The organism is Sorangiineae bacterium MSr11367 (assembly GCA_037157805.1).
Taxonomy (GTDB): Bacteria; Myxococcota_A; Polyangia; order Polyangiales; family Polyangiaceae; genus Pendulispora; species Pendulispora rubella.
The window spans coordinates 890,005-913,929 of the sequence record CP089983.1 but is presented as its reverse complement, the minus strand read 5'-3'; the positions used below and the strand labels follow the sequence as shown (position 1 = coordinate 913,929).

The 23,925-nt window shown below is 66.7% G+C and carries 18 protein-coding genes; 12 read left to right on the top strand and 6 right to left on the bottom strand.

Going from position 1 to position 23,925, the window contains the following annotated elements; all coding sequences use genetic code 11:
- Nucleotides 1-4: 4 nt before the first annotated feature.
- The 3 genes from LVJ94_03990 (at nt 5) to LVJ94_03980 (ending at nt 2,189) form a co-directional block, all read left to right on the top strand.
- A complete protein-coding gene (locus LVJ94_03990; GenBank protein WXB06407.1) occupies nt 5-430 on the top strand; it encodes a hypothetical protein in 426 nt (141 codons plus the stop codon).
- Nucleotides 431-464: 34 nt separating this feature from the next.
- A complete protein-coding gene (locus tag LVJ94_03985; GenBank protein ID WXB06406.1) occupies nt 465-1,670 on the top strand; it encodes an MFS transporter in 1,206 nt (401 codons plus the stop codon).
- Between the two features lie 72 nt (nt 1,671-1,742).
- Complete coding sequence (locus LVJ94_03980; protein ID WXB06405.1) at nt 1,743-2,189, top strand: RpiB/LacA/LacB family sugar-phosphate isomerase; 447 nt, start codon at nt 1,743-1,745, stop codon at nt 2,187-2,189.
- Nucleotides 2,190-2,197: 8 nt separating this feature from the next.
- Here the strand turns inward: LVJ94_03980 and LVJ94_03975 are convergent, their stop codons facing one another.
- Nucleotides 2,198-4,573: a DNA internalization-related competence protein ComEC/Rec2 gene (locus LVJ94_03975; GenBank protein WXB06404.1), complete on the bottom strand. Its 2,376-nt coding sequence runs from the start codon at nt 4,571-4,573 to the stop codon at nt 2,198-2,200.
- A gap of 173 nt (nt 4,574-4,746) precedes the next feature.
- Between LVJ94_03975 and LVJ94_03970 the strand changes: the two genes are divergently transcribed.
- The 3 genes from LVJ94_03970 to LVJ94_03960 all read left to right on the top strand — a co-directional run bounded on the left by LVJ94_03970 (nt 4,747) and on the right by LVJ94_03960 (nt 7,421).
- Nucleotides 4,747-5,079, top strand: coding sequence for a hypothetical protein (locus tag LVJ94_03970; protein ID WXB06403.1), 333 nt, complete (start codon nt 4,747-4,749; stop codon nt 5,077-5,079).
- A 387-nt stretch (nt 5,080-5,466) separates the two neighbouring features.
- Complete coding sequence (locus LVJ94_03965) at nt 5,467-6,198, top strand: RNA polymerase sigma factor (GenBank protein WXB06402.1); 732 nt, start codon at nt 5,467-5,469, stop codon at nt 6,196-6,198.
- Nucleotides 6,195-7,421 (top strand): FecR family protein, encoded by a 1,227-nt coding sequence (locus tag LVJ94_03960; protein ID WXB06401.1) that lies wholly within the window; start codon nt 6,195-6,197, stop codon nt 7,419-7,421. The genes LVJ94_03965 and LVJ94_03960 overlap by 4 nt, the downstream gene beginning before the upstream one ends.
- Before the next feature lie 42 nt (nt 7,422-7,463).
- On the opposite strand, the gene LVJ94_03955 is transcribed toward LVJ94_03960, so the two are convergent.
- Complete coding sequence (locus LVJ94_03955) at nt 7,464-7,781, bottom strand: PilZ domain-containing protein (GenBank protein WXB06400.1); 318 nt, start codon at nt 7,779-7,781, stop codon at nt 7,464-7,466.
- Nucleotides 7,782-7,923: 142 nt separating this feature from the next.
- On the opposite strand from LVJ94_03955, the gene LVJ94_03950 reads away from it, so the two are divergent.
- From LVJ94_03950 to LVJ94_03940, 3 genes are all read left to right on the top strand, one after another.
- Nucleotides 7,924-8,661 carry a response regulator transcription factor gene (locus LVJ94_03950; GenBank protein ID WXB06399.1) on the top strand — a complete coding sequence of 246 codons (738 nt, stop codon included), beginning with the start codon at nt 7,924-7,926 and terminating at the stop codon, nt 8,659-8,661.
- A 4-nt stretch (nt 8,662-8,665) separates the two neighbouring features.
- Nucleotides 8,666-9,982, top strand: a complete 1,317-nt coding sequence (locus tag LVJ94_03945; protein ID WXB06398.1) for an ATP-binding protein — start codon at nt 8,666-8,668, stop codon at nt 9,980-9,982.
- Between the two features lie 66 nt (nt 9,983-10,048).
- Entirely contained in the window at nt 10,049-11,434 is a 1,386-nt protein-coding gene (locus LVJ94_03940) for an FHA domain-containing protein (GenBank protein ID WXB06397.1), read from the top strand.
- 23 nt (nt 11,435-11,457) lie between these two features.
- Here the strand turns inward: LVJ94_03940 and LVJ94_03935 are convergent, their stop codons facing one another.
- A complete protein-coding gene (locus tag LVJ94_03935; GenBank protein ID WXB06396.1) occupies nt 11,458-12,111 on the bottom strand; it encodes a MarR family transcriptional regulator in 654 nt (217 codons plus the stop codon).
- 61 nt (nt 12,112-12,172) lie between these two features.
- Here LVJ94_03935 and LVJ94_03930 point away from each other — a divergent pair, with 61 nt between their 5' ends.
- The gene (locus LVJ94_03930; GenBank protein ID WXB06395.1) at nt 12,173-14,302 is read left to right on the top strand and encodes a thioredoxin domain-containing protein; all 2,130 of its coding nucleotides are present in this window, start codon (nt 12,173-12,175) and stop codon (nt 14,300-14,302) included.
- Here the strand turns inward: LVJ94_03930 and pcnB are convergent.
- A complete protein-coding gene (gene pcnB, locus LVJ94_03925) occupies nt 14,299-15,819 on the bottom strand; it encodes a polynucleotide adenylyltransferase PcnB (GenBank protein ID WXB06394.1) in 1,521 nt (506 codons plus the stop codon). The genes LVJ94_03930 and pcnB overlap by 4 nt on opposite strands.
- 516 nt (nt 15,820-16,335) lie before the next feature.
- On the opposite strand from pcnB, the gene dnaK reads away from it, so the two are divergent.
- Entirely contained in the window at nt 16,336-18,261 is a 1,926-nt protein-coding gene (gene dnaK, locus LVJ94_03920; protein ID WXB06393.1) for a molecular chaperone DnaK, read from the top strand.
- A gap of 457 nt (nt 18,262-18,718) precedes the next feature.
- Here dnaK and LVJ94_03915 read toward each other — a convergent pair whose 3' ends face one another.
- Together LVJ94_03915 and LVJ94_03910 are read right to left on the bottom strand one after the other, a co-directional pair.
- Nucleotides 18,719-19,048 (bottom strand): hypothetical protein, encoded by a 330-nt coding sequence (locus tag LVJ94_03915; GenBank protein WXB06392.1) that lies wholly within the window; start codon nt 19,046-19,048, stop codon nt 18,719-18,721.
- Between the two features lie 73 nt (nt 19,049-19,121).
- On the bottom strand, nt 19,122-20,969 hold the full coding sequence (locus LVJ94_03910; protein ID WXB06391.1) for a lamin tail domain-containing protein: 1,848 nt from the start codon (nt 20,967-20,969) through the stop codon (nt 19,122-19,124).
- A 212-nt stretch (nt 20,970-21,181) separates the two neighbouring features.
- On the opposite strand from LVJ94_03910, the gene LVJ94_03905 reads away from it, so the two are divergent.
- Nucleotides 21,182-23,899, top strand: a complete 2,718-nt coding sequence (locus LVJ94_03905; protein WXB06390.1) for a bifunctional serine/threonine-protein kinase/ABC transporter substrate-binding protein — start codon at nt 21,182-21,184, stop codon at nt 23,897-23,899.
- Nucleotides 23,900-23,925: the final 26 nt, after the last annotated feature.

Sequence of the window (23,925 nt, the reverse complement as noted above, 5' to 3'; positions counted from 1 at the left end):
GGCCATGAGCGATCTCTCGTTCGGTAGGCCCCTCCTCGGTGCAGCGCTTCTCGCGTTGACGCTGGCCGCGTGCGCGTCGGGCTCATCGTTCCCACCGCCGACCACGGTCGACGCCCCCCCTGCCAGCAGTGCATCGAGCGCGGCGCCGGCGCCCGCAGCCGGCGGAACGGCCTCGACATCGCCCGCGACCCCGAAGCAGTGTGGCTGCTCTTTGTGCGAGCCCGTGGTGAGCGAGGATGCCTGTACCACCGACGCCGATTGCGCCCCGTCGGTGCCATGCCACGCACCGGCCTGTGTGGCCAAAGCCAAGGCCGTGCCACGCAAACCCGACACGATGTGCACGATGATGATGGCCTGTACCTCGGCCGACGCGAATTCGTGCGGCTGTCTCAAGGGCAAGTGCGCGCTTTCCCCAAAGACCTCACCGTAATCCGCACGTAACCCGAGCCCGAAAGCCGCGCGTCATGCCGCAAAAAGAGCGAGTGCTGGCGTTTGCCTTCGTCACGGTGTTCCTCGACCTCGTGGGCTTCGGGATCATCATCCCGCTGCTGCCCTTTTACGTGAAGTCGATGGGGGGCACGGCCGAGACGGTGGGCCTGATTCTTTCGTCGTTCTCGCTGACCCAGCTTTTGCTGACACCCGTTCTGGGGCGCCTCAGTGATCGCGTTGGGCGAAGGCGGGTCATCCTCGTATCGCTGGCCGGAAACGCGGTCTCCATGGCCTTGTTTGCGCTGGCTACCAAGGTCTCGCTCCTTCCGCTCCTCTTCTTCTCGCGCATCGTGGCCGGTGCAACGTCGGGCAACATTGCCGCCTGCCAAGCTGCCGTTGCCGATGTGACGGATGCCGAGGATCGCACGAAGGGCATGGGCCGCATCGGTGCGGGCGTCGGCCTGGGCATGGTGCTTGGCCCGGTGCTCGGAAGCGCGGCGAGCCACTTCGGCGCGTGGACACCGCCCCTCGTCGCCTCCGCGCTCGCGCTCGCGGATTTCGCGGCCGCGTTCTTCTTCATGCCCGAAACGCGGCGCGCGGAATCGGTCAGCCTCCGCGACGTCACCGCCGCGACGGGCCAGCGCCCCAGCCTGTGGGAGGCGATTTCGCAGCGCGGGATCCTCATCGTCTTCGCGCTCTATTTTTTGACGTTTCTCTACTTGAGCACCATCAACGTCATCCTGCCGCTCCTCACCAACGCGCGCCTCGGGTGGACCGAGCGCGAGATCGGGCACGTGTTCGGCCTCTTCGGGCTCATCATGCTCGTGATTCAAGGTGGCTTCATCGGGCGGATGTCCCGTGCATGGGGCGCGCGGCGCCTGATCATTGCCGGCTCGGTGTGCGCCCTGTTTGGGCTGCTGCTCGTCGCGTGGACCGCTCAGATCGCGACCGTCATCGTGGGGCTCGTGCTGCTGGGCGCGGGGCTGGGGGTGATCAACCCCTGTCTGTCGACCTTGGCCTCCGAGATGGCCGGCAGCTCGCGTCGCGGTGCCATCCTCGGCTTCGCGCAATCGGCCGGCGGGCTGGCACGCACGCTCGGCCCCACCGCGGCCGGCATCTTGTACGCACGCGTTGGACCGAGCGCGCCATTCACCAGCGGCGCCGGCGCCGCGCTCGTGTCGATCACCTTGGCCTCCGTCTTTCTGCGACCGCCAAGTAAAAGGTTAGAGGTTCAAAGCTGATCGCGAAGCCCCCCCCTCCCCCCATGCTTTTTCCCCCTAACCCCTAAACCCTAACCCCTTTACCCTTCTCCCATGCGCATCGCACTCTGTTCGGACGAGCCGTATCCGGTTCATCAGATCATCGCCGATGAGGTGAGGCGACGGGGCCACGAGGTGGTTCCCTTCGGTGCGGTGGCCAGCGCCCAGGACGAGCCTTGGGCGAATGTGGCAGAGCAAGCCGCCCTCTCCGTCCGGCGCGGAGAATGCGACGAGGGCATCTTCCTCTGCTGGACGGGGACCGGCATCAGCATCGCCGCCAACAAGGTGGAGGGGATCCGCGCCGCGCTGTGCGCCGACCCGCCCACGGCCGCCGGCGCGCGAGTGTGGAACCATGCGAACGTGCTCTGTTTGTCGAACCGCACGCTGTCCGGCGACGTTGCCAAGGAGATTCTCGCCGCGTGGTTCGATACGCCTCCCGGCGACAAAGGGTCGGCAGGGGTTGCGCGACTGGCCGACGTGGACCAGCGTCACCGCAAGTAGCGGCGCGGTCATTCGGCGGACATCACGGAAAGAGAGCGACCGTCCGTCTCGACGACGATCGCCCCATCGCGATCCGTCCGGTACGTGCGAACACCGGCGTCGTGCAACGTCGCCAGTGTGACGCCGGCGGGATGACCGAAGCGGTTGCGCGCCCCCGCCGAGATGACGGCCCACTGGGGACGAATGGCCGCGACGAAGGTGCGCGAGGTCGAGGTGCGGCTTCCATGGTGCCCGACCTTGAGAACATCGGCGCGCAACGCGCCGGCCGGAAGCCGCAAGAGATCGCCCTCTTCCTCTCGTTCCGCATCGCCCGTGAAGAGGATGTGCCGCGAGCCGTAGCCAATTCGCAGCACGAACGAATTGTCGTTGGGCCCGCGGTCGGCCGACGCCTCCGGGCAAGGAGCCAACACCTCCACGGTGACACCGCCGATCGCGTGAACGCCGCAGAGGCTCTCCGGTCGCTGCACGGAGGTGCCGTGCGCGCGCGCCGTGCGTAGGAGCGCGGCGTACGCGCCACCGGTGCCTTCGCGCTCGCCCTGCCCCGTGTCCCAGAGCGCGCCCACGGCGATGCCATCGAGCCCCGTGGGAAGGCCGCCGAAATGATCCGGATGCGGATGCGACAGGACCACGAGCGCAAGGGCCTCGCGACGGCGCGCGCGCAATGTGGGGGCGATGACCCGGGCCCCCACGTCCACCGGGCTCCCGACGATGCCGCCGCCGTCGATCATCATGGCTTCGCCGTTGGGAAGATCGATGAGCGCCGCATCACCCTGCCCGACGTCGAGAAAGGTGATGCGCAGCTTCCCGGACGGAGCTCCCTCGCGCCGGGCGGGAATCTCCAAGGCAAGGCAGAGCGCGAGGCAAGCCGCCACGACCACGAGCCGCCGCGACGAGCGCTGGAGAAATACCCAGGCCAGAAATGCAAACGCAAGCACCGCGAGCTGTGCGGACGTGGCCGGAGGAACGTCGATGGACAGCCAGCCGATACGCGCGAAGAGGCGGGCGATGCCCCGCACCGTCGCGAGGGCCAGGGAGGCCACCCAAGCGCACCCCCGTTCGGCCATGGGCAGCGGCGCCAAGAGCGCGTGGACCAGGCAAAGCGGCAGCGAGACGATTTCTCCCACCGGAACGGCAAGGAGGTTCGCGAGCACGCCGCCGAGGGGCAACGTCGTCGAAAGGAGCGACGTCACCGGCGCGCACGCAACGGTGGCGCCCAAGGTGGCCGCCAGCGGCTGCGCAAGCTTTCCCGGAAGACGCAGCGCGCCCGCGAACACGTCGGCCATGGCCGGACGAAAGACGAAGAGCCCCGCCGTCGCCAGAACGGAGAGCACGAAGGAAAGATCGTAGGCCACGAGCGGATCCAGCCAGGCCATCCCGACGATGGAGAATCCGAGCGCGCGCGCACCATCGCCGCGGCGCACGAGCAGGCGCGCCAAGAGAAGGACGCTGGTCATCCACGCCGCGCGAAGCGCCGAGCCACTCGAGCCGGCAAAGTCGGCGTAGACGAAGGAAACGACGATGCCCACGGCATCGGCGAGACGCCCCGCATCGATGCGCGCCGAAAGGGGCTCGATGCGGATGAAGAGCGCACGTAGGATGCGCGTCAGCCCGAGCACCACGAGCACGAGATGCATGCCCGAAACCGCGAGGAGGTGCGACAGGCCGCTCCCGCGAAACGCCGCGCCGTCGTCGGGCGTGAGATCGTTCTCACCGAGCACCATGGCGCGTGCCATTGGCGCCGTGTCGGCAGGAAAGGTTGCATCGATGCGCACGCGCACGGCCGCCCGCGCGCGATCGATCCACGCGGGTGGACCGCGTCCGCGCGCAAGAAGGCGGCGATCGAGGAGACCGCCGGAACGCACGGCGCCTCGGCGCACCTCCGCCGGAAGAGGATCGCTCGTATCGAAGTTGGTCAGCCGTTCCGGCGGGCCGAGCTGGGCGACGAAGGCCACCCGATCGCCCCGAGCAAGGGGCTCCCCCGATGCGTCCGTGTCGTAGAACGAGGCATGAAACGGCGTGCGAATGGCCCGCTCGCCGCACGAGGCGTCCGTCACCTCGCCCAGCCAACGCATGGAACCCCCCACGCGCGCCGGTGACCCCACGACACGTGCGGTGCCGTCGCAGCGTTGAAGACCGGGTGCGTCTTCCTCCACCCGGGCCAGCACGTCTTCGTGCGCAACGATGGCGCGATGGGCGCGAAGCCAACCACCGCCCAAGCCGAGCACCACGAGGGACATGAGGAGGAGCGCTTTCCCCTTGGTCACGTGCACGCACACGAGGCAGGCCACCGCCGCCGTTAACGCGAGCACCTCCACCGCGTGATGACGCAGCAAGGCGCCGCACGTCATGGCGAGCCCCACCGCAAGAACGGGGTCGACGTACATGCCCAGGCCAACAGCAGCGCCCGTGCCGTTCGCTTACCTGCGAAATTCCCGCGATTTTCGGCCGGTGCGACTGTCCCGGACGATTTCGGGCCTGTCCGGGACAGGCTTACAAAAGGCTCGGGCCGTTGGCGGTCCTTGCGCGGGCGGCCAGTCTAAACTAGGGTCCCCGCCCCATGTCCGACACGAAGTTTGCCCAGCTCCTTGCCTCGAAAAAGATCGACCCGCGCCGCGTTCTCGTGGCCTCTCGCTTGATTGAGCGACTGACCCGTGAAGACCGCACGATCCGGCTGGCCAAGCGCCGCGCCAAGAGCAATGAGGGCGGCGACAAGGCTGAGAAGGAGACGCGCAAGCCGCACAGCGGACGTCCCGTCACCCCGCGCGCGCTGGACGCGGCCCTCGCGGGCGGCGGTTTGAGCGGCCCGACGAAGACCCGCCTGCTCCGCGCCGTCAACAAGGTGCTCGAGCAGAAGAAGCAAGAGCCCGTCGACATCAAGGCTCTCTTCTAGTCTTCGCTCTCGCTCTTTTCTTAGCAAGGCCGTCCCGACGCGCTGTGTGCTGCAGCGCGTCGTGACGCTGAAAATTCGCCCTCTTCGCACGACGCGTGCAGTGTGCAATCCATGCTGCCGATTGCGCTCGTCGTCGTCGCCGTGCTGTTCACCGTCGATGTGCTGGACCTCGCCAACCGCCGCCGCCCACGCCCACGCCTGCTCCGCTAAGTCGGCGGGGCCCGTCGGGCATGCACCGGCATCGAAGTCACCCGGGGTGGCTTCGAAGCGAGTGAATGTTGACGTTTTCCTGCGCAACGTTAGAGCGTGGTGGGTGCCGCGCTTCTTTTCGATTCCAACCTCGTGCGGGGTTGGCGCATGAGTCCGGACGGACCTAAGTCCGGGACCGTGCTGGAACGCCCTGGGGAAGCTTCCTCAGGCGAGGCGGCAAAGGCCTACACCGCGGGTGCGGAGGCCGCCGCTGCGGCCGCACGAACGACCACGACGAAGACCTTTGCGGTCGCGAGCCCCGTTTCGGTGGCCCCCGTTCAGGACGATGCGGTCCTCTCGGAGGCCATCCGAGGAAACACGGCTGCGTTCCGCGCACTGTACGCGCGGCACCGGGCAGACGTGGCGCGCCTCGTGTATCGGATGCTCGGCGCCAGTGCGGACCTCGACGACGTCGTCCAGGAAGTGTTCTTCCAGGTTTATCGCAGCCTCAAAGATTTTCGCGGCCAGTCGAAATTCTCGACCTGGCTTCATCGCGTGACGGTCAACGTCGTTCTCATGCATCGGCGCGCGGCCCGGAGCCGCCCCATGTTGACGGACGAGGCCCCGCCCGATCTGAGTGCCGACCCGCGCGTGGCCCTCCCCGACGAGGATGCAGCGCGTCGTGAACGCGTCCGAGCCTTTCAGCGGCTGCTGGAGAGGCTGCCGGACAAAAAACGCGTCGTCTTCGTTCTTCACGAGCTCGAAGGGATCGCCCCTGCGGAGATTGCAAAGATCGTCGACGCACCTGTACTTACCGTGCGCACCCGTCTGTTCTATGCACGGCGTGAGATCGAAGCGATGTTGGCCGACGAACCATCGCTCGCCGGGCTAAAATCTACGGTCGATCTGGAGGACGGGGGGGATCCATGAGACGCGATCGAAAGACGGCACTCGACCTGATACTGCACGAAGCCCGCGAGGACCTCGTTCCCAAGGATCGCGGCACCGATGGAGATTTCTCCGCCATCGACGACAAGCTTTTCGCGCGCATCGCCCGAGAGCCCGCCCCCATCGAGCAAGCGCGAACGTCGGGCGCGATGCGATCGCCCCGTCTCTGGGGCGGCGTTGCGTTGGTCGCCGCCGCCGCGGCGGTGTTCGTCGTCTTGCGCGGCCCCACGACTCCGGGCCCCACCGAGAATCCCCTCGTGCAGGGCACGCAAACGGGGACGCAGCCTGCGGAGGTTCTTCCCTCCCCGGCACTCGAACGGGCACACGCCGAATCGGCCGCCTCCTTCCGCGAACGTCAGGGCACGGGGGAAATTCGCATCGCGGGAACCGCCGTCGAACCGGGGCACGGGCTTGCTCTGTCCGAGTCCGTGGAGACCGCCGACGCGCGAGCCATCTTCATCAGCGGGCCCGAGTCGCGGCCCGCCGTCACGTGGATGCTCGAAGAGCGCTCGCGCGTCGAAGTGCAGCACGCGCAGCTGCCGCTGGTGCTCACCCTCACGAAGGGCGCCGTCGAAGCGCAGGTTGCCCCGGTCGACCATGGTGAGGCCTTCGCGGTGGACGTCGATGGCGTTCGCGTCGCGGTGCACGGAACGCACTTGCGCGTCTCGCGCGAGGGCGGGCACGTGGCCGTCGACTTGACCGAAGGCGTCGTCGCTGTCGGCCCCATCCCGAGTGCCGGCCTCACCGAAGGCACGGTGGTGAACGCACCAGCTCACGTCGAGTTCGACGCGGCCGACGTCTCCGGATCCTTCCGGCTCGATCGCACGCCCACGTCGATTCGCACGCCGGTGCCGCTCGGCGGGCATCGACCCGATGCATCGCGCCCCCAGCAGCTGCGCGAAACGCTTGCCCGCGAGAAGACGCCGGACGCGCGCTCCGCATCGACGACCCCCGCGCCGATGAAGCCCGAGGAGATCATCGCCAAGGGCGTGCGCGCCTGCGTGGCGAGCCAGCTTCGTGAAGCCACCGTCCGCGTGACCGTCAGCTCCAAGCTTTCGCTCAAAGTCGCCGAGGACGGGTCAGTGTACTTTGCACGGTTCAATCCGCCGCTCGCCCCGGAAGCGCAGGAGTGCGCGTCGCGCATCATCTACAAGACGCGATTCTCCCACGGCGGCGACGTCGACATCCCGCTTTCAAGTGAGTGAGGAGGCTAGTGAGTGAGGGGGCTAGTGAGTAGCGAGTAGGCGCTATCGGCCTTCGCTCGCGCGTACGATCTCCGTGATGGCAAACGTCTCGCGCGCGCTCAACGTTCGAAACTGGACGCCCATCCCATCGGGGTGCGTCCATCGAACGACGCCCGGCAACGCAAAGGCCGAACGTTGCCCCGGCAACGTCAGCTCGACGACGACTTCGGCGCCGAACGCTGGAGGATCTACGGTCTCGACGAACATGCCGCCGAGCGAAATATCCTTGGCGCGCCCCGTGCGCCTCTCCGCCTCCTTGGCCTTGGATACGAACTCGACGACCAGATCGATGGGGGCACGCGGTGTCCGACGTAACTCCACAGGAAACCTCCAAGTGCTTCTCCAAGTGCGCGGAAAAGCGGGCAAAACTCTAAGGTAGCATGAGCTTACTTTTCTTTACGAACCGCGGCGACTTTTCGCGGGGACAATGTCGTCCAAGGATTGGTGGCTCTGTAAGAAAACGATGATGCGAGCGCTCCTGATTGACGATGACGAAGAACTCGCGCGGCTCTTGCGCGAATACCTGGCGACCCACCAAGTCGAGCTGGAACACGCCGCCACCGGACCCAAAGGGCTGGAGCGACTCGCCCGCCCGGCCGCCGCAACCGTCGATGTCGTTCTGCTGGACGTCATGCTGCCGGGAATGGATGGGTTTGCCGTGTGCCGCACCATCCGGGAAACCCGGCCCGAGCTTCCCATCCTGATGCTGACCGCTCGCGGCGACGACAACGATCGCATCATCGGGCTCGAGCTGGGCGCCGACGATTACGTCCCCAAACCGTACAACGCGCGCGAACTGCTCGCGCGCATGAAGGCAGTGCTCCGACGGACACGCGGAGCCGGGGCTCCGGGTGGTGCCGGTGGCGATGTGTTCGAGGTGGGCGATCTCCGGGTGGACGTGCCGGCGCATGCCGCGGCCCTCGGCGACAAGGCCGTCCCGCTGACGTCGTTCGAGTTTCGCGTGCTCGTCGCACTGGCGCGGCGCGCCGGGGAGACGGTGACGCGCGAGGAGCTCGCCGCCGCCGTCAAAGGAGGAAGCAGCGAGGCTGCGGCCACCACGGGCTACGATCCCTCGGTGGATCGCTCGCTCGACGTGCACATCAGCCATCTGCGGCAAAAACTGGGGGACGATCCTCGCGACCCCCGCCGGATCCGAACGGTGCGCGGCGTAGGCTACGTGCTCGTGCAGCCTGCGCGGTGAGCCCGTGCTTCGCCTGAAGACGCGGCTCTTTCTCTGGTTTCTCGCGGCCATCGTCTTCGCCATGGGGACGAGCACCCTCACCGTGGCGCTCATGCGTCCCGAAGCCCCGCCCGTGCCCAGCGGCCCGATGGCGCGCAACATCGCCTCGCGGCTGGAGACGCTCTGGGACGATGCCGCGGCGGCCGAAAACTACGTCGCCGAGATGCGCGAGCTCTCGGGCTACGCGTTCGAGCTCCGCCGCGATCCCCACGCCATCCCGGAAAATACGCGCCGCGGCGGGCCTCGCGGACGTGGCCCCCTTCTGTTCGACCGGGAACGCAACGGGTACATCCCCGTGGTGAAGCGCGGCGAAATCGTGGGCGCGGTCACCTTTCCGGCGCACATCCCCAACACGCGCTGGTGGCGCCTCTTTGCCGGTCTGCTCGCCGGCGCCCTGGTCCTCGCGCTGGCGGCCGATCGCGTCTCCCGCGATCTGGCACGTCCGCTCGAGCGCGTGGCCGACGCGGCGCATCGCTTCGGCGGCGGCGAGTTGGGCGCCCGCACGGGCCTGGGTGGCGCGACCGCCCGCAAAGCCGTCGCCGACGAGGTGCACCAAGTGGCCACCGCCTTCGACGCGATGGCCGAGCGCGTCGAGCGCACGCTCCGCGATCAGCGGGAACTGCTCGCGGCCATCAGCCACGAACTGCGCTCGCCGCTGGGGCGCGCACGCGTGGCGCTGGAGATCGCGCGCGAGCAGCAAGAGGAGCGACATGGCAGCACGGCCACGCTGGATCGCGTCGAGCGCCAGCTGGTCGAGGTGGACGCCATCCTGTCGGATCTTTTGGCGGTCACCCGCGCGGGGCTCACCGATTTGCGCACCGAGAAGGTGGGCTACCTCGCCTGGGTGCGGGCGAGGATGGCCACGGAACGCGCCGGCGACGTGGAGCTCGTGATCGAGGACGAGAGCATCGAAACGGCGCAGGTGACCATCGATGGCGCCTTGCTCGGGCGTGCGCTGCACAACCTGCTCGCGAATGCGCGCGCCCATGGGCACCCCGAAACAGAGCCGTTGGTCGTCGAGGTCTCACGGAGATCCGACGGGAAGCTGCGCACCACCGTGCGCGACCGCGGACCGGGGATCGCGGCGGAGCTTTTGCCGCGGATCTTCGACCCATTCGTGCGGGGAGACGTCGCCCGGGCCCGGCCGGATTCGACCGCCGCCGGGGGGTCGGGCCTCGGTTTGGCCCTGGTTCGGCGGATCATCGAGGCTCATGGGGGCGCCGTCTTCGCCCAAAACGGCAAAAATGGCGCAGAAGTAGGCTTCGACCTCGCGCTCGGATAGTCTGCGTCTCGATCGGCAAAGGACGAGCCGCACGTACATCTGATAAGCTCCGCCCGAAACTATCCCATGGAGATCGAGCTCGGCATCGTCTGCGGGCGTTGCGACTGGTACAGCCCTATGAAGACCGCCACGTGCCCATCGTGTGGGCACGGGCTCGCGCTGTTCCCGCGGACAGCGTCGATACCTCCGACGGCGCGCGATACCCACATCGACGTGGAGGGCGAGCTCGCACGCGAGCCAGCGCCGAGTCAGCCCGATCTGGAGAACAACAGCGACATTGCGCCGCCGTCGGCGCTCTTCTTGGACCCCCTGCGTCCGCGGCGTGGCTCTTCGGCCGCGGCACATCTCGACAACGCCACCCCGCGCTCGGGCGAGGCCCCGAAGTCGCTGGAAGCACCGCTGCGTGGAAAGTCGGGACTCGCGAGCGAGTCACCTCCGGCCCCGCCGGTCAGCAGTGGACGGGTGCCTGGGCAACAACGGGTGGGCGACTCCGCGGTGTCGTCATCGGGGGCATTCGACAGCCGCGTTTCGACCCGGACGCGGTCGACATCGACTTCATCTTTGCGCGAAGCGGAAAATTCTGTTTTGCAACAAGGTGCGTCCAGCGAGCGTGCGCAAGCCAAAGGCGCTCTTGGGCAAGTTGCATCCGGATTGAGTCTGGAGGAACTCATGGATCAAGCGAAAAACTTCGTCTGCAGGTCGTGCTCGACCCCCGTGCCGATGGGACACAAGTTCTGCGGTCGGTGCGGGGCTGCGGTTCCTCCCGAAATCTTGAACGCACGGACGCAGTTTTTCGGTCAGCTCCAGGTCCCGGGGAAGGCCAAGCTCATTTTGATCCGCGGCGAAGGGGTCGAGGGGCTCTCGTACCAGCTCAACGCCGAGCAACACATCGTGGGCCGCAACGGGCAGCTCGTCTTCCCCGACGATCCGTTCGTCTCGCCGAAGCACGCCAACCTGTTCTATCGCAGCGGTAAGCTGGTGGTGCGCGACGAGGGCTCGCTCAACGGCGTGTTCCTAAGGGTGCGCGGCACCGTCGACATCGCGGTGAGCGATCACTTCCTCGCGGGCGAGCAGCTCTTTCGCATCGACGCGACGCCGAAGCAGGCCGACGGCCCCGCGCCGGACGGCACGTACTTCTACTCGTCCCCGAAGCACCAGAGCCCCTTCCGCATCACGCAGCTGCTGCAAGGTGGTGCGACGGGCATGACGGTGTGCGCGCGCAACCAGGGGCTGCAGATTGGACGCGAGGGCGGGGATTTGAACTTCCCGACGGATCTGTACATGAGCGCCTCGCACTGCAAGCTCGAGGAGAGCGCGGGGCGGCTGACGCTGACGGATCTCAACAGCCGCAACGGGACGTACGTGCGTCTCAAGGGCGAGCGCGAGCTCACGCACGGCGACTACTTGTTCATCGGCCGCAAGCTGCTGCGCGTCGAGATCACGGCCGCCTGATCCCTCTCTTCTCTCCCTAATCCCTAACCCCTTCCCCCTTTGCCGCCGTTGCGTTTCTCCCTCGGGGGGGTGAGACCTGCGGCGCGGCGGGTGAGGCTCGCCAGGACCGAGATGACGTTGACGGGAACGGCGTCGAGGAGCGACTCCAAGTCGAACGGGCCGTCGATGCCGGGCAGGAGCGCTTCGAAGAGAACGCCGAAGCGGTCGTATTTGCGCGAGAGATCGTGAAGGCGTGTGCGGAGGGCCTCGGCCTCTTTGCCGCGGGCATCGCCCAGAAGCGAAAGGGCGCGCTGGGAGAGGGCGCGCTTGTCGGCGACGACGCGACGCAGGCGCGCGAGGTAGGCGCCGATGATGACGTCAGGGTATTTGCCGCGTAGCGAGTAGGCGTCGAAGCGCTCGCCGGAGATGCGTTGGCGCTCCACGATGCCGGCCGCCTCGAGATTTTTTAGATTGCCGAAGATGTTGCTCTTGGAGCGACCGAGCGTAAGGCTCAGTTCGTCCATCGAAACGGGGCCTTCCGCCAAATAAAGCGCCGCCACGATTTGCCCGCCGAGGCGCGTGACCCCCGGAAAGCTCGCGGCGACCTCGGCACCGACGCCTTCGAGCAGGGTCCGCTGCGCCAGCGCGACCGCATCGGAGTCTTGGGATTCGCGAGAGGAGCGAGCTGCCCGAGGCATGTCCGTGCAGAGTACTCCGGACAGGGGATCTTCGGGAGCCTGTGGTGCTAGCGTCCTTCACATGGGATCGCACGAAAATCGGCTCGCGAAGGAAGCGTCACCCTACCTGCTTCAACATGCGAAAAACCCGGTCGACTGGTACCCGTGGGGTCCCGAGGCGCTCGAGCGCGCGGCGCGTGAAGATCGGCCGATCCTGCTGTCGATCGGCTACTCCGCCTGCCATTGGTGCCACGTCATGGAGCGCGAAAGCTTCGAGGATCCGGACATCGCGCAGGCGATGAACGAGCTCTTCGTGAACATCAAAGTGGACCGCGAGGAGCGTCCAGATCTCGATCAGATCTATCAACTGGTGGTGCAGTTGATGGGGCAGAACGGTGGCTGGCCGCTCACCGTGTTCCTCACGCCGGACAAGCGCCCCTTCTTCGGCGGCACGTATTTCCCGCCGCACGATCGCTACGGGATGCCGGGGTTCCCCAAGGTGCTGCAGGCGATTTCCTCGGCGTACCGCGAACGACGCGGCGAGGTCGATCTGCAGGCTGCCGAGCTCACGCGGGCCATCGCCCAAGTGACCGCGACCGAGAAAGAGGGGGTCGATGTGGCGGCGGTGCATGCCCTGTCGGCGAAGGATCGGCTCGCGCAGGCGGTGGCGAAGCTCGCGCCGCGGTTCGATGCGAAGCACGGCGGCTTTGGCTCGCGGCCCAAGTTCCCCAACACGATGTCCGTGGACTTGCTTCTGCGCTACGCCGCGCTCGATGGGGACGTGCCGTCACGCGGGCAGGTGGCCATCACGTTGGACGCGATGCGGGCGGGCGGCATCTACGACCACCTCGGGGGCGGCTTCCATCGCTACTCGACGGACGAGCGGTGGCTCGTGCCGCACTTCGAGAAGATGCTCTACGACAACGCGCTCTTGCTGCGGCTCTACACGGACGGCGCGCGCGGGCTCGACGAACCGCGGTATGCCGAGACGGCACGCGAGATCGCGACCTACGTGGCGCGCGAGATGACCGATGCGGGCGGAGGCTTCTACGCGACGCAGGATGCCGACAGCGAGGGCGTCGAGGGGAAGTTCTTCGTGTGGTCGCGCGACGAGATCAAGACGGCGCTGGCAGCGGATTCGTCCGCAGAAGACTTCGACTCCCACCAGGCCACGCAGCTGGCGCTCGCGTACTTCGAGGTGACGGAGAACGGGAACTTCGAGGAGACGGGCAAGACCGTGCTTCATACGCCGCGCACGCTGGAGACGGTGGCGCGCGATCTCGGGATGACCCACGAGCATGCGAAGCAGCTGCTCGCGCGCATCCGGGAAAAGCTCTTCGAGGTGCGCGAGGAGCGCGTGAAGCCGTTCCGCGACGAGAAGATCCTCGCGGGGTGGAACGGCCTGCTCATCGGCGCGCTGGCGGATGCGTCCACCGCGCTGGATGCGCCGGAGATGCTCGGCCTCGCGGAGCGCGCGTTCGCCTTTCTGCGGGCGCGGTTGCTCGAGGAAGGGCGAGTGCTCCGGCACGTCAAAGGCGACATCGTGAAGGGGCCCGGCTTCCTCGACGACCATGCGTACGTGGGCAACGCGGCCATCGATCTGTACGAGGCGACGGGAAAGCCCGAGTACATGGCGGCCGCGCGCGCGATGGCGGACTCGTTGCTTCTGCACTTCGCCGACCGCGACAACGGTGGGTTCTTCTTCACCCCGAACGACGGCGAGGCGCTCATCCACCGGGCCAAGGATCCGTACGACCAAGCCGTGCCCAGCGGGCAGGCCATGGCGTGCCTGCTCCTGCTTCGCCTGGGAAGCCTGGTCGAGCCTTCGTACGCCGAGTCTGCGGTGGCCGAGTTGGAGCGGCTTGCGCCGGCGGCGCTGGAGAATCCGTTCGGCCTCGGGCAAACGCTGGCGGTGCTCGACCGGCTGGCGCGCGGCACCGTCGATGTCGTCCTGGTCGGAAAGCGCGACGATGGGCGCACGCGGGCGCTTGCGCGCGAAGCCTTCCGCGCGTACCTCCCGAACCGCAACGTGGCCTGGCTCGATCCGAGCGAGCCTGCATCACGGGAGGCGTGTGCGGCGCTGGCCGAGGGCAAGGCGCCCAAGGGCGAAGCCCCCGTGGCCTACGTGTGCCGAGGGAGAACGTGCTCGCTGCCGGTCTCGGTACCGACGGCGCTGCGCGAGCTGCTGGCCGAAGGGAAACTCGACGGCTAGCGGCGACGTGCGGGGGGCCCGCTGCTGAGACGGCGCCGCTCGGGCATTGCTCGGCGGCGCGGCGTTCCGCGGTTGCGATCGTACAGCTCCGCAGGGAGCTCACGCCGGAGGGACTGCAGCCCCACCGCAGGCATGTTGCGGGCGCGGAGATCGATCTCGACGACGTCGAGCGCCTGCACGATGACTTCGCTCCGTGCGAGGCGGCCGAGCCGCGGCACCTCGCCATCGGGAAGGCTTCGTGCGGCCGCCCAGAGGCGCGGCTTGAGCGCAGCGATACCGCGCATGGCATCGGCCACGCGCCTCGGCAGGGCGATGCGCGCAATGATGGGGTCGATGAACTCGAGCGTCGCTTGCCCGCGATCGCGAACGCCGGCGGTGGCCTCCTCGAGCGGCTCGCGCAGCAAGGTGGTGAAGAGCACCACGTCGTCCAACGGACCACCGCGCTCTTTGGTCATCTCGTCGATGACGTCCATGCTTTGCCAGAAGCGATCGGCGCCGCCTTCGGTGGCGTCCCCGTCGTCGAGGAAGGCCGAAAGCTCCGGAATGAGCACCGCCATGATGCCGGTCTCCCAGAGGAGCCACATCGAGCGATGGGCCGCGCCACCGCGCAGGAGGCGCAAAATCTCTTCGAAAATACGCGGGCGCGCGGCCTTCGCGAGCTCGTCGCGGCAACCGACCATGGCCTCGTACACGTCGGGGTCGATGCCCAGGTCGAGCCGCGCCGCGAACTTGATCGCGCGCAAGATGCGGATCGGGTCCTCGCGGAAGCGAACCACCGGGTTGCCGATGGTGTGGATGGCGCGACGCTGGATGTCCTGCATCGCCCCGCACCAGTCGAGGACCTGGCGGCGGTCGAGATCGTAAAAGAGCGCGTTGATGGTGAAGTCGCGCCGGAGGGCGTCTTCGTGCGCGTCGCCGAAGACGTTGTCGCTGCGGATCAGCAGATCGTCGTAGCTCGGCGGTGCTTCGTCCTCGCCCGGGTTTTCGACCTGCGGGTTGCGGCGGAAGGTGGCCACCTCGATGACCTTGCCACCACCGAAGAGGATGTGCGCGAGGCGGAAACGGCGACCGATGATGCGGCAGTTGCGAAACAAACCGCGCACGTCTTCGGGACGCGCGTTGGTAGCGACATCGAAGTCTTTGGGACGGCCGCTGAGGAGGAGATCGCGAACGCAACCTCCCACCAGGTAGGCCTGGTAGCCGCTGCGTTCCAACCGGCGCACGACTTTGGCCGCATCGGGATCGATGTTGGCCTCGTTCAGAGGCGCGTCGTGGCGGATGAGTCCCGTTCCGGCGTGGCGCTCGAGAATGGCGTCTTCGTCCGGTCTGAAGCCCGCCGCAGCGTCCTCTGCCGAGAGACTTTCGGGCGGCTCCTGCCGGGCGACGTACTCGTCGGCGTGTTGGATCGTGAACGAGGGGAGCTCAGGTAAATCGGGCCAGTCGGAACGCGGCCTATCTTCGGGGCCAGATTCCGAGGGAGCTATCAACAACGTGTTCTTTTGCTTGGGCTGTCGCATGCGAAGCTGGGTCGGCCGCGCCTGGAGCGAGCGGGTGCGTGACCGAAAGACGCCCGAAAGACCGGTGGAGCCGATGCGCTTTGATTAAGGTGGCGTGGACTCTACCAGGGGGCACGCACCGCGGCAATCCATACACAGGGACAATGCGACCACCAAGCGGATACCGCGCCGACCGGCCCGGAAGATCTGGGGACGAATGCCGGAGAGAACCGTGCCGGAACCGTTGACGGCAGCGTCCATGTGATTAGCTTCCCCTCCAACCCTTGGCCAGCCGGGAGCCCACGATTTCACGGGCTTTTTTGGCGGGGTTGGGCCTCGCCTTCGCGTCTTGGAGGTGGGTCCCGGGTTGAACCCGATTTTCCTGGGCACGACCTTCCCCTGGCGCCGCGAGCTGGACTATGACCCGTCCCCCGGAGACGTGTGTCTCACACGGGTGGTAGGGGCCGGTCTCGAAGTATCGACGTTTTCCGCACTGAAATTCTTGACTCGACGAGAAGGCAAAAAGGACGAAAAACCATGGGCAAGATCATCGGCATCGACCTCGGCACCACGAACAGCGTCGTGGCGATTATGGAGGGTCGGGAACCCAAAGTGATCGTGAACGAGGAAGGGTCTCGCATCACGCCGAGCGTGGTGGCGTGGGACGACAAGGGTGAGGTCCTCGTCGGTCAGATCGCCAAGCGCCAGGCGGTCACCAACCCCGAGAATACGATTTTCAGCGCCAAGCGCTTCGTCGGCCGGCGTTTCGATGAGGTCTCCGAAGAACTCAAGCGCGTTCCGTACAAGGCCGTGAAGGCCTCGAACGGCGACACGGCGTTCGAAGTGCGCGGCAAGGTCGTGTCGCCCCCCGAGGTGAGCGCCAAAGTCCTGCAGAAGCTGAAGAAGGCTGCGGAAGATTACCTGGGCGAGAAGGTCAACGAAGCCGTCATCACGGTTCCGGCCTACTTCAACGATGCCCAGCGCCAGGCGACCAAGGACGCCGGCCGCATCGCCGGTCTCGATGTGAAGCGCATCGTGAACGAGCCCACGGCCGCGGCGCTCGCGTACGGCTTGGACAAGAAGAGCGACGAGATCATCGCCGTGTACGACTTCGGCGGTGGCACGTTCGACATCTCGATCCTCGAGGTCGGCGACAACGTCGTGCAGGTCATCTCGACCAACGGCGACACGCACCTCGGCGGTGACGACGTCGACAACCTGATCATCGACTGGCTCGTGGCCGAGTTCCGCAAGTCCTCGGGCATCGACGTCGGCAAGGACAAGATGGCCCTGCAGCGCCTCAAGGAGGCCGCAGAAAAGGCGAAGATCGAGCTGTCGAGCGTGCAGGAGACGAGCATCAACCTGCCGTTCCTCACCGTCGCCTCGGGCGGTCCGGTCCACCTCGACATGCGCCTGTCGCGCTCCAAGCTGGAGCAGATGATGACCCCGCTCATCGACCGCTCGATGGAGCCGGTGAAGCGGGCGCTCTCCGACGCGAAGAAGTCTCCTTCGGACATCGCCGAGGTCGTCCTCGTCGGTGGCTCCACGCGCATCCCGCTCGTGAAGGAGACGGTGAAGAAGTTCTTCGGCAAGGACCCGCACCAGGGCGTGAACCCGGACGAGGTCGTGGCCATCGGCGCGGCGGTACAAGCCGGCGTTCTCTCCGGCGACGTGAAGGACATGGTCCTTCTCGACGTCACCCCGCTGTCGCTCGGCGTGGAGACGCTCGGCGGCGTGATGACCGCGATGATCCCGCGCAACACGACGATTCCGACGCAGAAGAAGGAAGTGTTCTCGACGGCGACGGACAGCCAGCCCAGCGTGGAAGTGCACGTCCTCCAGGGCGAGCGCACCGAGGCGCGTTACAACCGCACCTTGGGCAAGTTCCACCTCGAGGGCATCATGCCCGCCCCGCGCGGCGTGCCGAAGATCGAGGTCATTTTCGACATCGACGCGAACGGCATCCTGTCGGTGCACGCGAAGGACACGGCGACGGGCAAGGACCAGAAGATCACCATCACGGCGAACTCCGGTCTGAGCGACTCGGACATCCAGCGCATGGTCAAGGAAGCCGCCGAGAACGAGGCGGAGGACAAGGCCCGCCGCGACCAGATCGAGCGGCGCAACAAGCTGGACAACCTTTGCTACTCGCTGGAGAAGACGATCAGCGAGAACAAGGACAAGCTGCAGGCCAGCGACGTGTCGACGTTCGAGGGCTTGATCAAGGAAGGCCGCGCCGCCGTCGAGAAGCAGGACGACGCACAGGTGACGGAACTTCTCGAGAAGCTGGAGAAGGAAGCCCACCGCATCGCCAGCGTGATGTACCAAGGCGCCCCGGGCGCCGAGGGCGGCGGTCCCGGCGCCCCGCCGAACGGCGGCGCCGAAGGTGGCGCTCCGGGTGCCGATGGCAAGGGCAAGAAGGACGGCAACGTGATCGACGCCGAGTTCGAAGAGACGCAGTAAGCGCGTTGATTTGGGCTGAATGAGAAGGGCTCCCCCCCGTTCGCGGGTGGGAGCCTTTTTCTTTGTGGAGCGCTCCCGTTTATGGAGCGCTCGCGTTTATGGAGCGCCGGCATCCTGCCGGCGGTTCGCCGGCTTCCAGCCGGCCGCCGAGTGGGCGGATCGGATTCCGACTCCGACTCCGACTCCGACTCCGACTCCGACTCCGACTCCGACTCCGACTCCGACTCCGACTCCGCTAGTGCCGGCACATCGTTGACACTCCCTGCCGAGATGCCGTCGACGGCCTTCATGGCGAATGGGGCGGCATCTGAGTTGGTCGACTTCACCTCACGGCGGGGCGGTGGGGCGGTTTTGCTTGCCTGCCGGGCGCGAAAGAAGCACGCCAGCGCCCCGGCATTCATTGGCGTTCGAGAAGCGAGGGCGCTGTCATGCTTCTTTCGCTGGTAAGGGCATGCAATCAAAACCGCCCCACCACCCCTCCTCTTTTCAGGTTCTGGAACTCACCATCCAAGCCATCGAAAGCCTTGGTCCCATCGTCACGCGTATTCGCCATCATGATCGCGACCTGGGCGAACAGCTTCGACGAGCTCTCAGTTCGGTCGCCCTCAACGTTGCGGAAGGTAACCGTAGCCAAGGAGGTCATCGCATTGCGCGATTCTCCACGGCGGCCGGCTCCAATAGCGAATCGCGCGTGGCGTTGCGCGTAGCCGTTGCCTGGGGCTACGTGCAGAAGCGCGAGATCGAGGCCGGCGAGCGATTGCTCGATCGGGTCGCCGCCATGCTCCATCGCCTCGGCGTACAGCGGTAGCGCCCAACCGCGGGAGCTGGACGGGGATCGTCCAGCTCCCAGCCGTTGCGGATTACGAAGCGCGGCGGCGGCGGGCGGTGATCGCGAGGCCGAGGGCGGCGACGGTGGCGAAGGCGAGGCCCTTGTTCATCGGGGTGCTGCTGCCGGGGGTGCTGCAGGAGCAGCCCGAGTCGACATCGACGGCACCGTTGCCACTGCCGCCGTCGTTGCGGGGCGGCGTGCCCGAGTCGAAGGGGTTGCCGGAGCCGGCGTCGGATTTGCCGGCATCGGGTCGACCGGTACCGGAATCGGTGCCGGCGTCCGTGGGTGCGCTGGAGCACGTGGTTGGTGGCGATGCGCTATTGCGCGGCGTCGCTGCGGGCTTTTCGGTGACGAAGTCCGCATCGTTGTTGTTCGTATCGATGCAGCCGTTCCCTTTTCGGACGACGGCGGTCGAGTTGTCGCCAGATGCGGGCGCGGGTGCCCGGCTCGCGCCTTCCCAATCGGTGACCGTGTTGTCGCCCCAGCCAACCTTGTCGATCACGTTCGTGGCGGGGCACGGTGTCTCTCCGCAGCCGAGCGGTTCGGTCACACGCGCGATGGCCAATTTGCCCCTCGTGCCGCCCAGGTTGGCGATGCCGACGACATCGGGTGTGGGAAGCGCGGAACCGGTCCCCGCATCGCCGCCCCCGAGGCCGACGAGGAAGTATCCGCCCTTCGGAATGGTCACGTTGCTGGGGAGAACAATCGGCGGAGCGAAGGAGCTGGTGCCAAAGGTGCCGTTGTAACTTGCATATTGCACGGAGAGACCGGCAAGGGACACGGGAGCATCGGATCGATTGAACAGCTCGATGAAGTCGCGGCCAAAGGCCGCGTTGGTGTTGCCGCCACCGGCGAAGAGCTTGCTGATCACGAGCCCCGTACCGTCTCCCGGAGAGCCACCGTCGGTGGACGCGTCGCTGGGGCCACCGTCGGTCGCGGCATCCTCCGACCCCGCATCGATGCCGCTATCGTCGGGCGATCCCGCGTCCGTGCCGCCATCATCCGCCGGCCCCGCATCCGCCGGCCCCGCATCGTCAGGGGTTCCCCCGCCACCATCGGCGGCACCGCCATCCTCCGGCGCCGCGTCCAACGCAGGACCGCTGTCGACTTCCGCGTCCGGAGCACCGCCGTCCGTCGCACACACGTTGACGGTCGTCGCCGCGTTGCGAGGTGTGGGCGACACCAGCTCGAAATCATCCGCATTCGAATCCGTCTCGGTGCATCCTGCGTCCCTACGGCGAACGGCGTTGAGGGCTCCCGGTGTTCCTGACACTGGATTCCCTTCGGCGTAGTTCGCCGTCCCGTAGCCGACAAGATCGACAATCTTCTCGGCATCGCACGGCACAGTGCCGCCATCCGCCGTTCCGCCACATCGGAGAGCCGTGGTCGTGCGCGCAAGTGCAACCTTACCGCTGCTGCCACTCAGCGCCGCCAACCCGGTCGCGTCAGGTGTCGGCAGCGCAGGAGCGCCTCCTCCCCCGTCTGGCCCATCAAGGGCAACGAGGAAATAGCCACCTGCGGGCACGCTCTTGTTTGGCAATGCCACGATGTTCGTGTTGACGGAGCCCAGCAGGCCATTCACGGATCCGTATTGAATGGACAGCCCATCGAGCGGGATCGGCGCCGCCGAGCGATTGAACAACTCGACAAAGTCCTGCGCGTAGCTCGCGCTCCCGCCGTCCACCGCGTTGCCGCCGCCCCCGTACACCTGGCTGATGACCAGCCCGTCGCTTACGACGCCATGAGACTGCGACACGGTCGTCGGCTCGGAGGAGTCGCTCGACTCGGGCCCCGAACACCCCGCGAACGGCGCGGTGGCGCAGGCGAGGAGCGAAAGCAGGCGCCAGGTTCTCGTACCCAATCGGTCATTCTTCAACATCGTCGACCATCCTTCGGCGGGCCGTCGGGCGCGGGGGACAGAAGCGCGCCCATCAATGGCAGCTCAGCTCTCATACACGCAGCGAGTCAATCCCACAACGGGGAAGCGGCTTCATGTTGGGAATGGCATGGAAACGTCACACAATTTGATTGCTTAGCTAGCCCGCGCTCAAGCAGGCTCTATGCTGGGAGGTCGGCGATTCCGGGCGGGGTATGAATCAGAGCCGCGCAGCAGCCAAGCATCGACTGTTGATCGAACTCGGTCGCGGTGGGATGGGCACCGTCTACCTGGCGACGCGTCGGGATCAGGTGGTGGACCGGCCGGCGTTGGTCGTGGTGAAGCATCTGCGCGCGGAGCTCGCGTCGCATTTGCGCTTTCTGCAGGGGTTCCTCGATGAGTCGCACCTGGCGATGCGGCTCGACCATGCGAACATCGTCCGCACGTGGGACGTCGGGTTCGAGGCCCGGCATTACTTCCTCGAGATGGAGTACCTCGAAGGGCAAACCCTCGATGTGCTCATGCGCACGGCCTCGCCGAATGGGCTGCCCTGGGCCGTGGGACTCTTTTTGCTGGAGCAGGTGCTCGCGGGGCTGCACTACGCGCACGAGCTCACCGATGCGCACGGACGGCCGCTCTCCATCGTGCACCGCGATGTGTCGCCCCACAATGTGCTCGTCACCTACGACGGCACGGTGAAGCTGCTCGATTTCGGCATCGCGAAGGCGGCCATTTCGTCGCACGAGACGTCGACCGGCATCATCAAGGGCAAGATCACGTACATGGCCCCGGAGCAGGCGGGCCGGCGGCACGTCGACCGGCGCGCGGACGTCTTTTCCGTGGGCGTCATGCTCTGGCAGTGCCTCACGGGGCAACGGCTCTGGGCGGATGTGCCCGAGCCGCTGCTCTTTCACAAGCTCGATCGCGGTGAGATTGACCCGCCAAGTACCATCCGCCCCGATGTGCCGGAGGCGCTCGAGGCCATCTGCATGAAGGCGCTCGCGCTCGAGCCCGTGGCGCGCTATTCGACGGCGGAGGAGCTGCGCGTTGCGCTTTCGCACGAGCGGCGCGCGCGTTGGGGCGATGTGGGGCGGGCCGAGCTCGCACGCACGATGACCGACTATTTCGCCGAGCGGCGTGCCGCCGACAAGGCGCAGATCGATGCGCTGCTCGTCCGCGGCTTGGACGAGTCGCTCGAGGTGCTGCCCGTGTTGGGCCAGGGGCCGGCGCTGCCGGTCATCGCGGTGGGCCTCGATCCGGCGGGACGCACGAGCACCGGCACCCGCACCGAACCGCACCACGGCAACTCGAAGACCGTGCGGCGCCGGCGCGTGCCCCGGTGGGCGCTGGGCGCGGCGGTGGCCACGGTGGCGGGGGCGGCGGGCATCGGCGTGGCTTCCCGCGCGGGGCTGTATTCCGCGGGCACCGAATCGGCAAAGGCCGATGCGCCGCCTTCAGCGTGTACGTCCAACGCCGCGTGCGTGAAGCAGAACGACGGGCGCGGCGGTCTCATTTGCCGGCGAGCGACGGACGGCGCGTGCGTGTCGCTCGAAGCCCCCGGATGCAAGGTGCTCGCGGAAAAGGGCGACGTCGAGAACGACGCGACGATCTGGTTCGGGGCCATGTTTCCCATGTCCGGCAAATTCGCCGAGGCCTTCGGCCTGGAAAGCGTCAACGCCATCGACCTGGCCCGCCGTGATTTCGTGCAGATTGCACGGGGTATCCCCTCCCCTTCCTCCTCCGGCCCCGGCAAGCCGGCGCGCCCCATCGGCATCATCGCCTGCGACGATGCCGTGAATCCGAGGGAATCCGCCCGCCACCTGGTGGACCTTCAAGTGCCCGCGGTCATCGGCTTCAGCTCGAGCCAGGAGGTCATCGACCTGGCCACGGAGTCGTTCATTCCCAATGGCATCCTGGCCGTGGCCACGCAAAATCGAAGCTCGCTGATCACGACCATTCCGCATCCGCCCAATGAGCCACGGCTGGTCTGGCGCACCACCTTCAACACGGCGGTGAACATGATTCCCGTGAGCGCGGTGGTGGCCGAGGTCATCGAGCCCAGTTTGCGCGCCTCGCACGTACTGCGCCCGGATGAAGCCATGCGCGTGGTGCATTTGCGAATACGCAACACGACGGGTCTGAGCGGTTCCGATGCGCTGCTCGGCACGTTGCGCTTCAATGGCAAAAGCGCCGTCGAGAATGGCTCGAATTATCTCGAGCTGTTGTACACGAATCCGCAAGACCCGCAGCCTATTGCGGATTCGAGCATCGTGGATGCATTGTTGAAGTTTCGGCCGCACGTGGTCATCAGTGCGGGGTTCGATACGAATACGAAAACGGTGCTCGCGCCCTTCGAGACCCGATGGCCGAAGTCGGAGAGGTATCGACCGCGTTACGTGGTCGCAGGCATGTACGGGGACGACTTCTTTCAGCTCTTGGGAAAGAACACGGAGCGGAGGCGCCGCTTCATGGGGGTGGGGCTGCCAACATCGACCTTGGTCAATGCCAAGTTGACCATGCATTACAACGAGACATACACGCCGAAGGTGACCCAGTCCGGCGCGCCCGGAGCGGTCTACGATGCGGCCTATCTACTCGCCTATGCCGCCTACGCGATGGGCGATCTTCCCATGACGGGCTCGAACCTCGCGCGCGGGATGGCTCGATTGGTGCCGCCGGGCGAGCCCATCGATGTAGGGCCGACCAAGATTTTCGAAGCCTTTCGCCTGCTGCAGGAGGGAAAGTCGATCGACTTGCGGGGAGCGGCCACGCCTCTCGATTTCGATTTGGCGACCGGGGAGTCGCCCATCGACTTCGCGTTGCTCTGCGCGGGCACGGACGAACGCGGGATGGCCAACGAGGCCATCGAACCGGGTCCGATTTTCCGTGCCGCCGCGAAGAAGATCGAGGGGCTTCCGTTGCGCTGTCCGTAGTCCCGTCGAGAAGGGGCGTGTCGAGA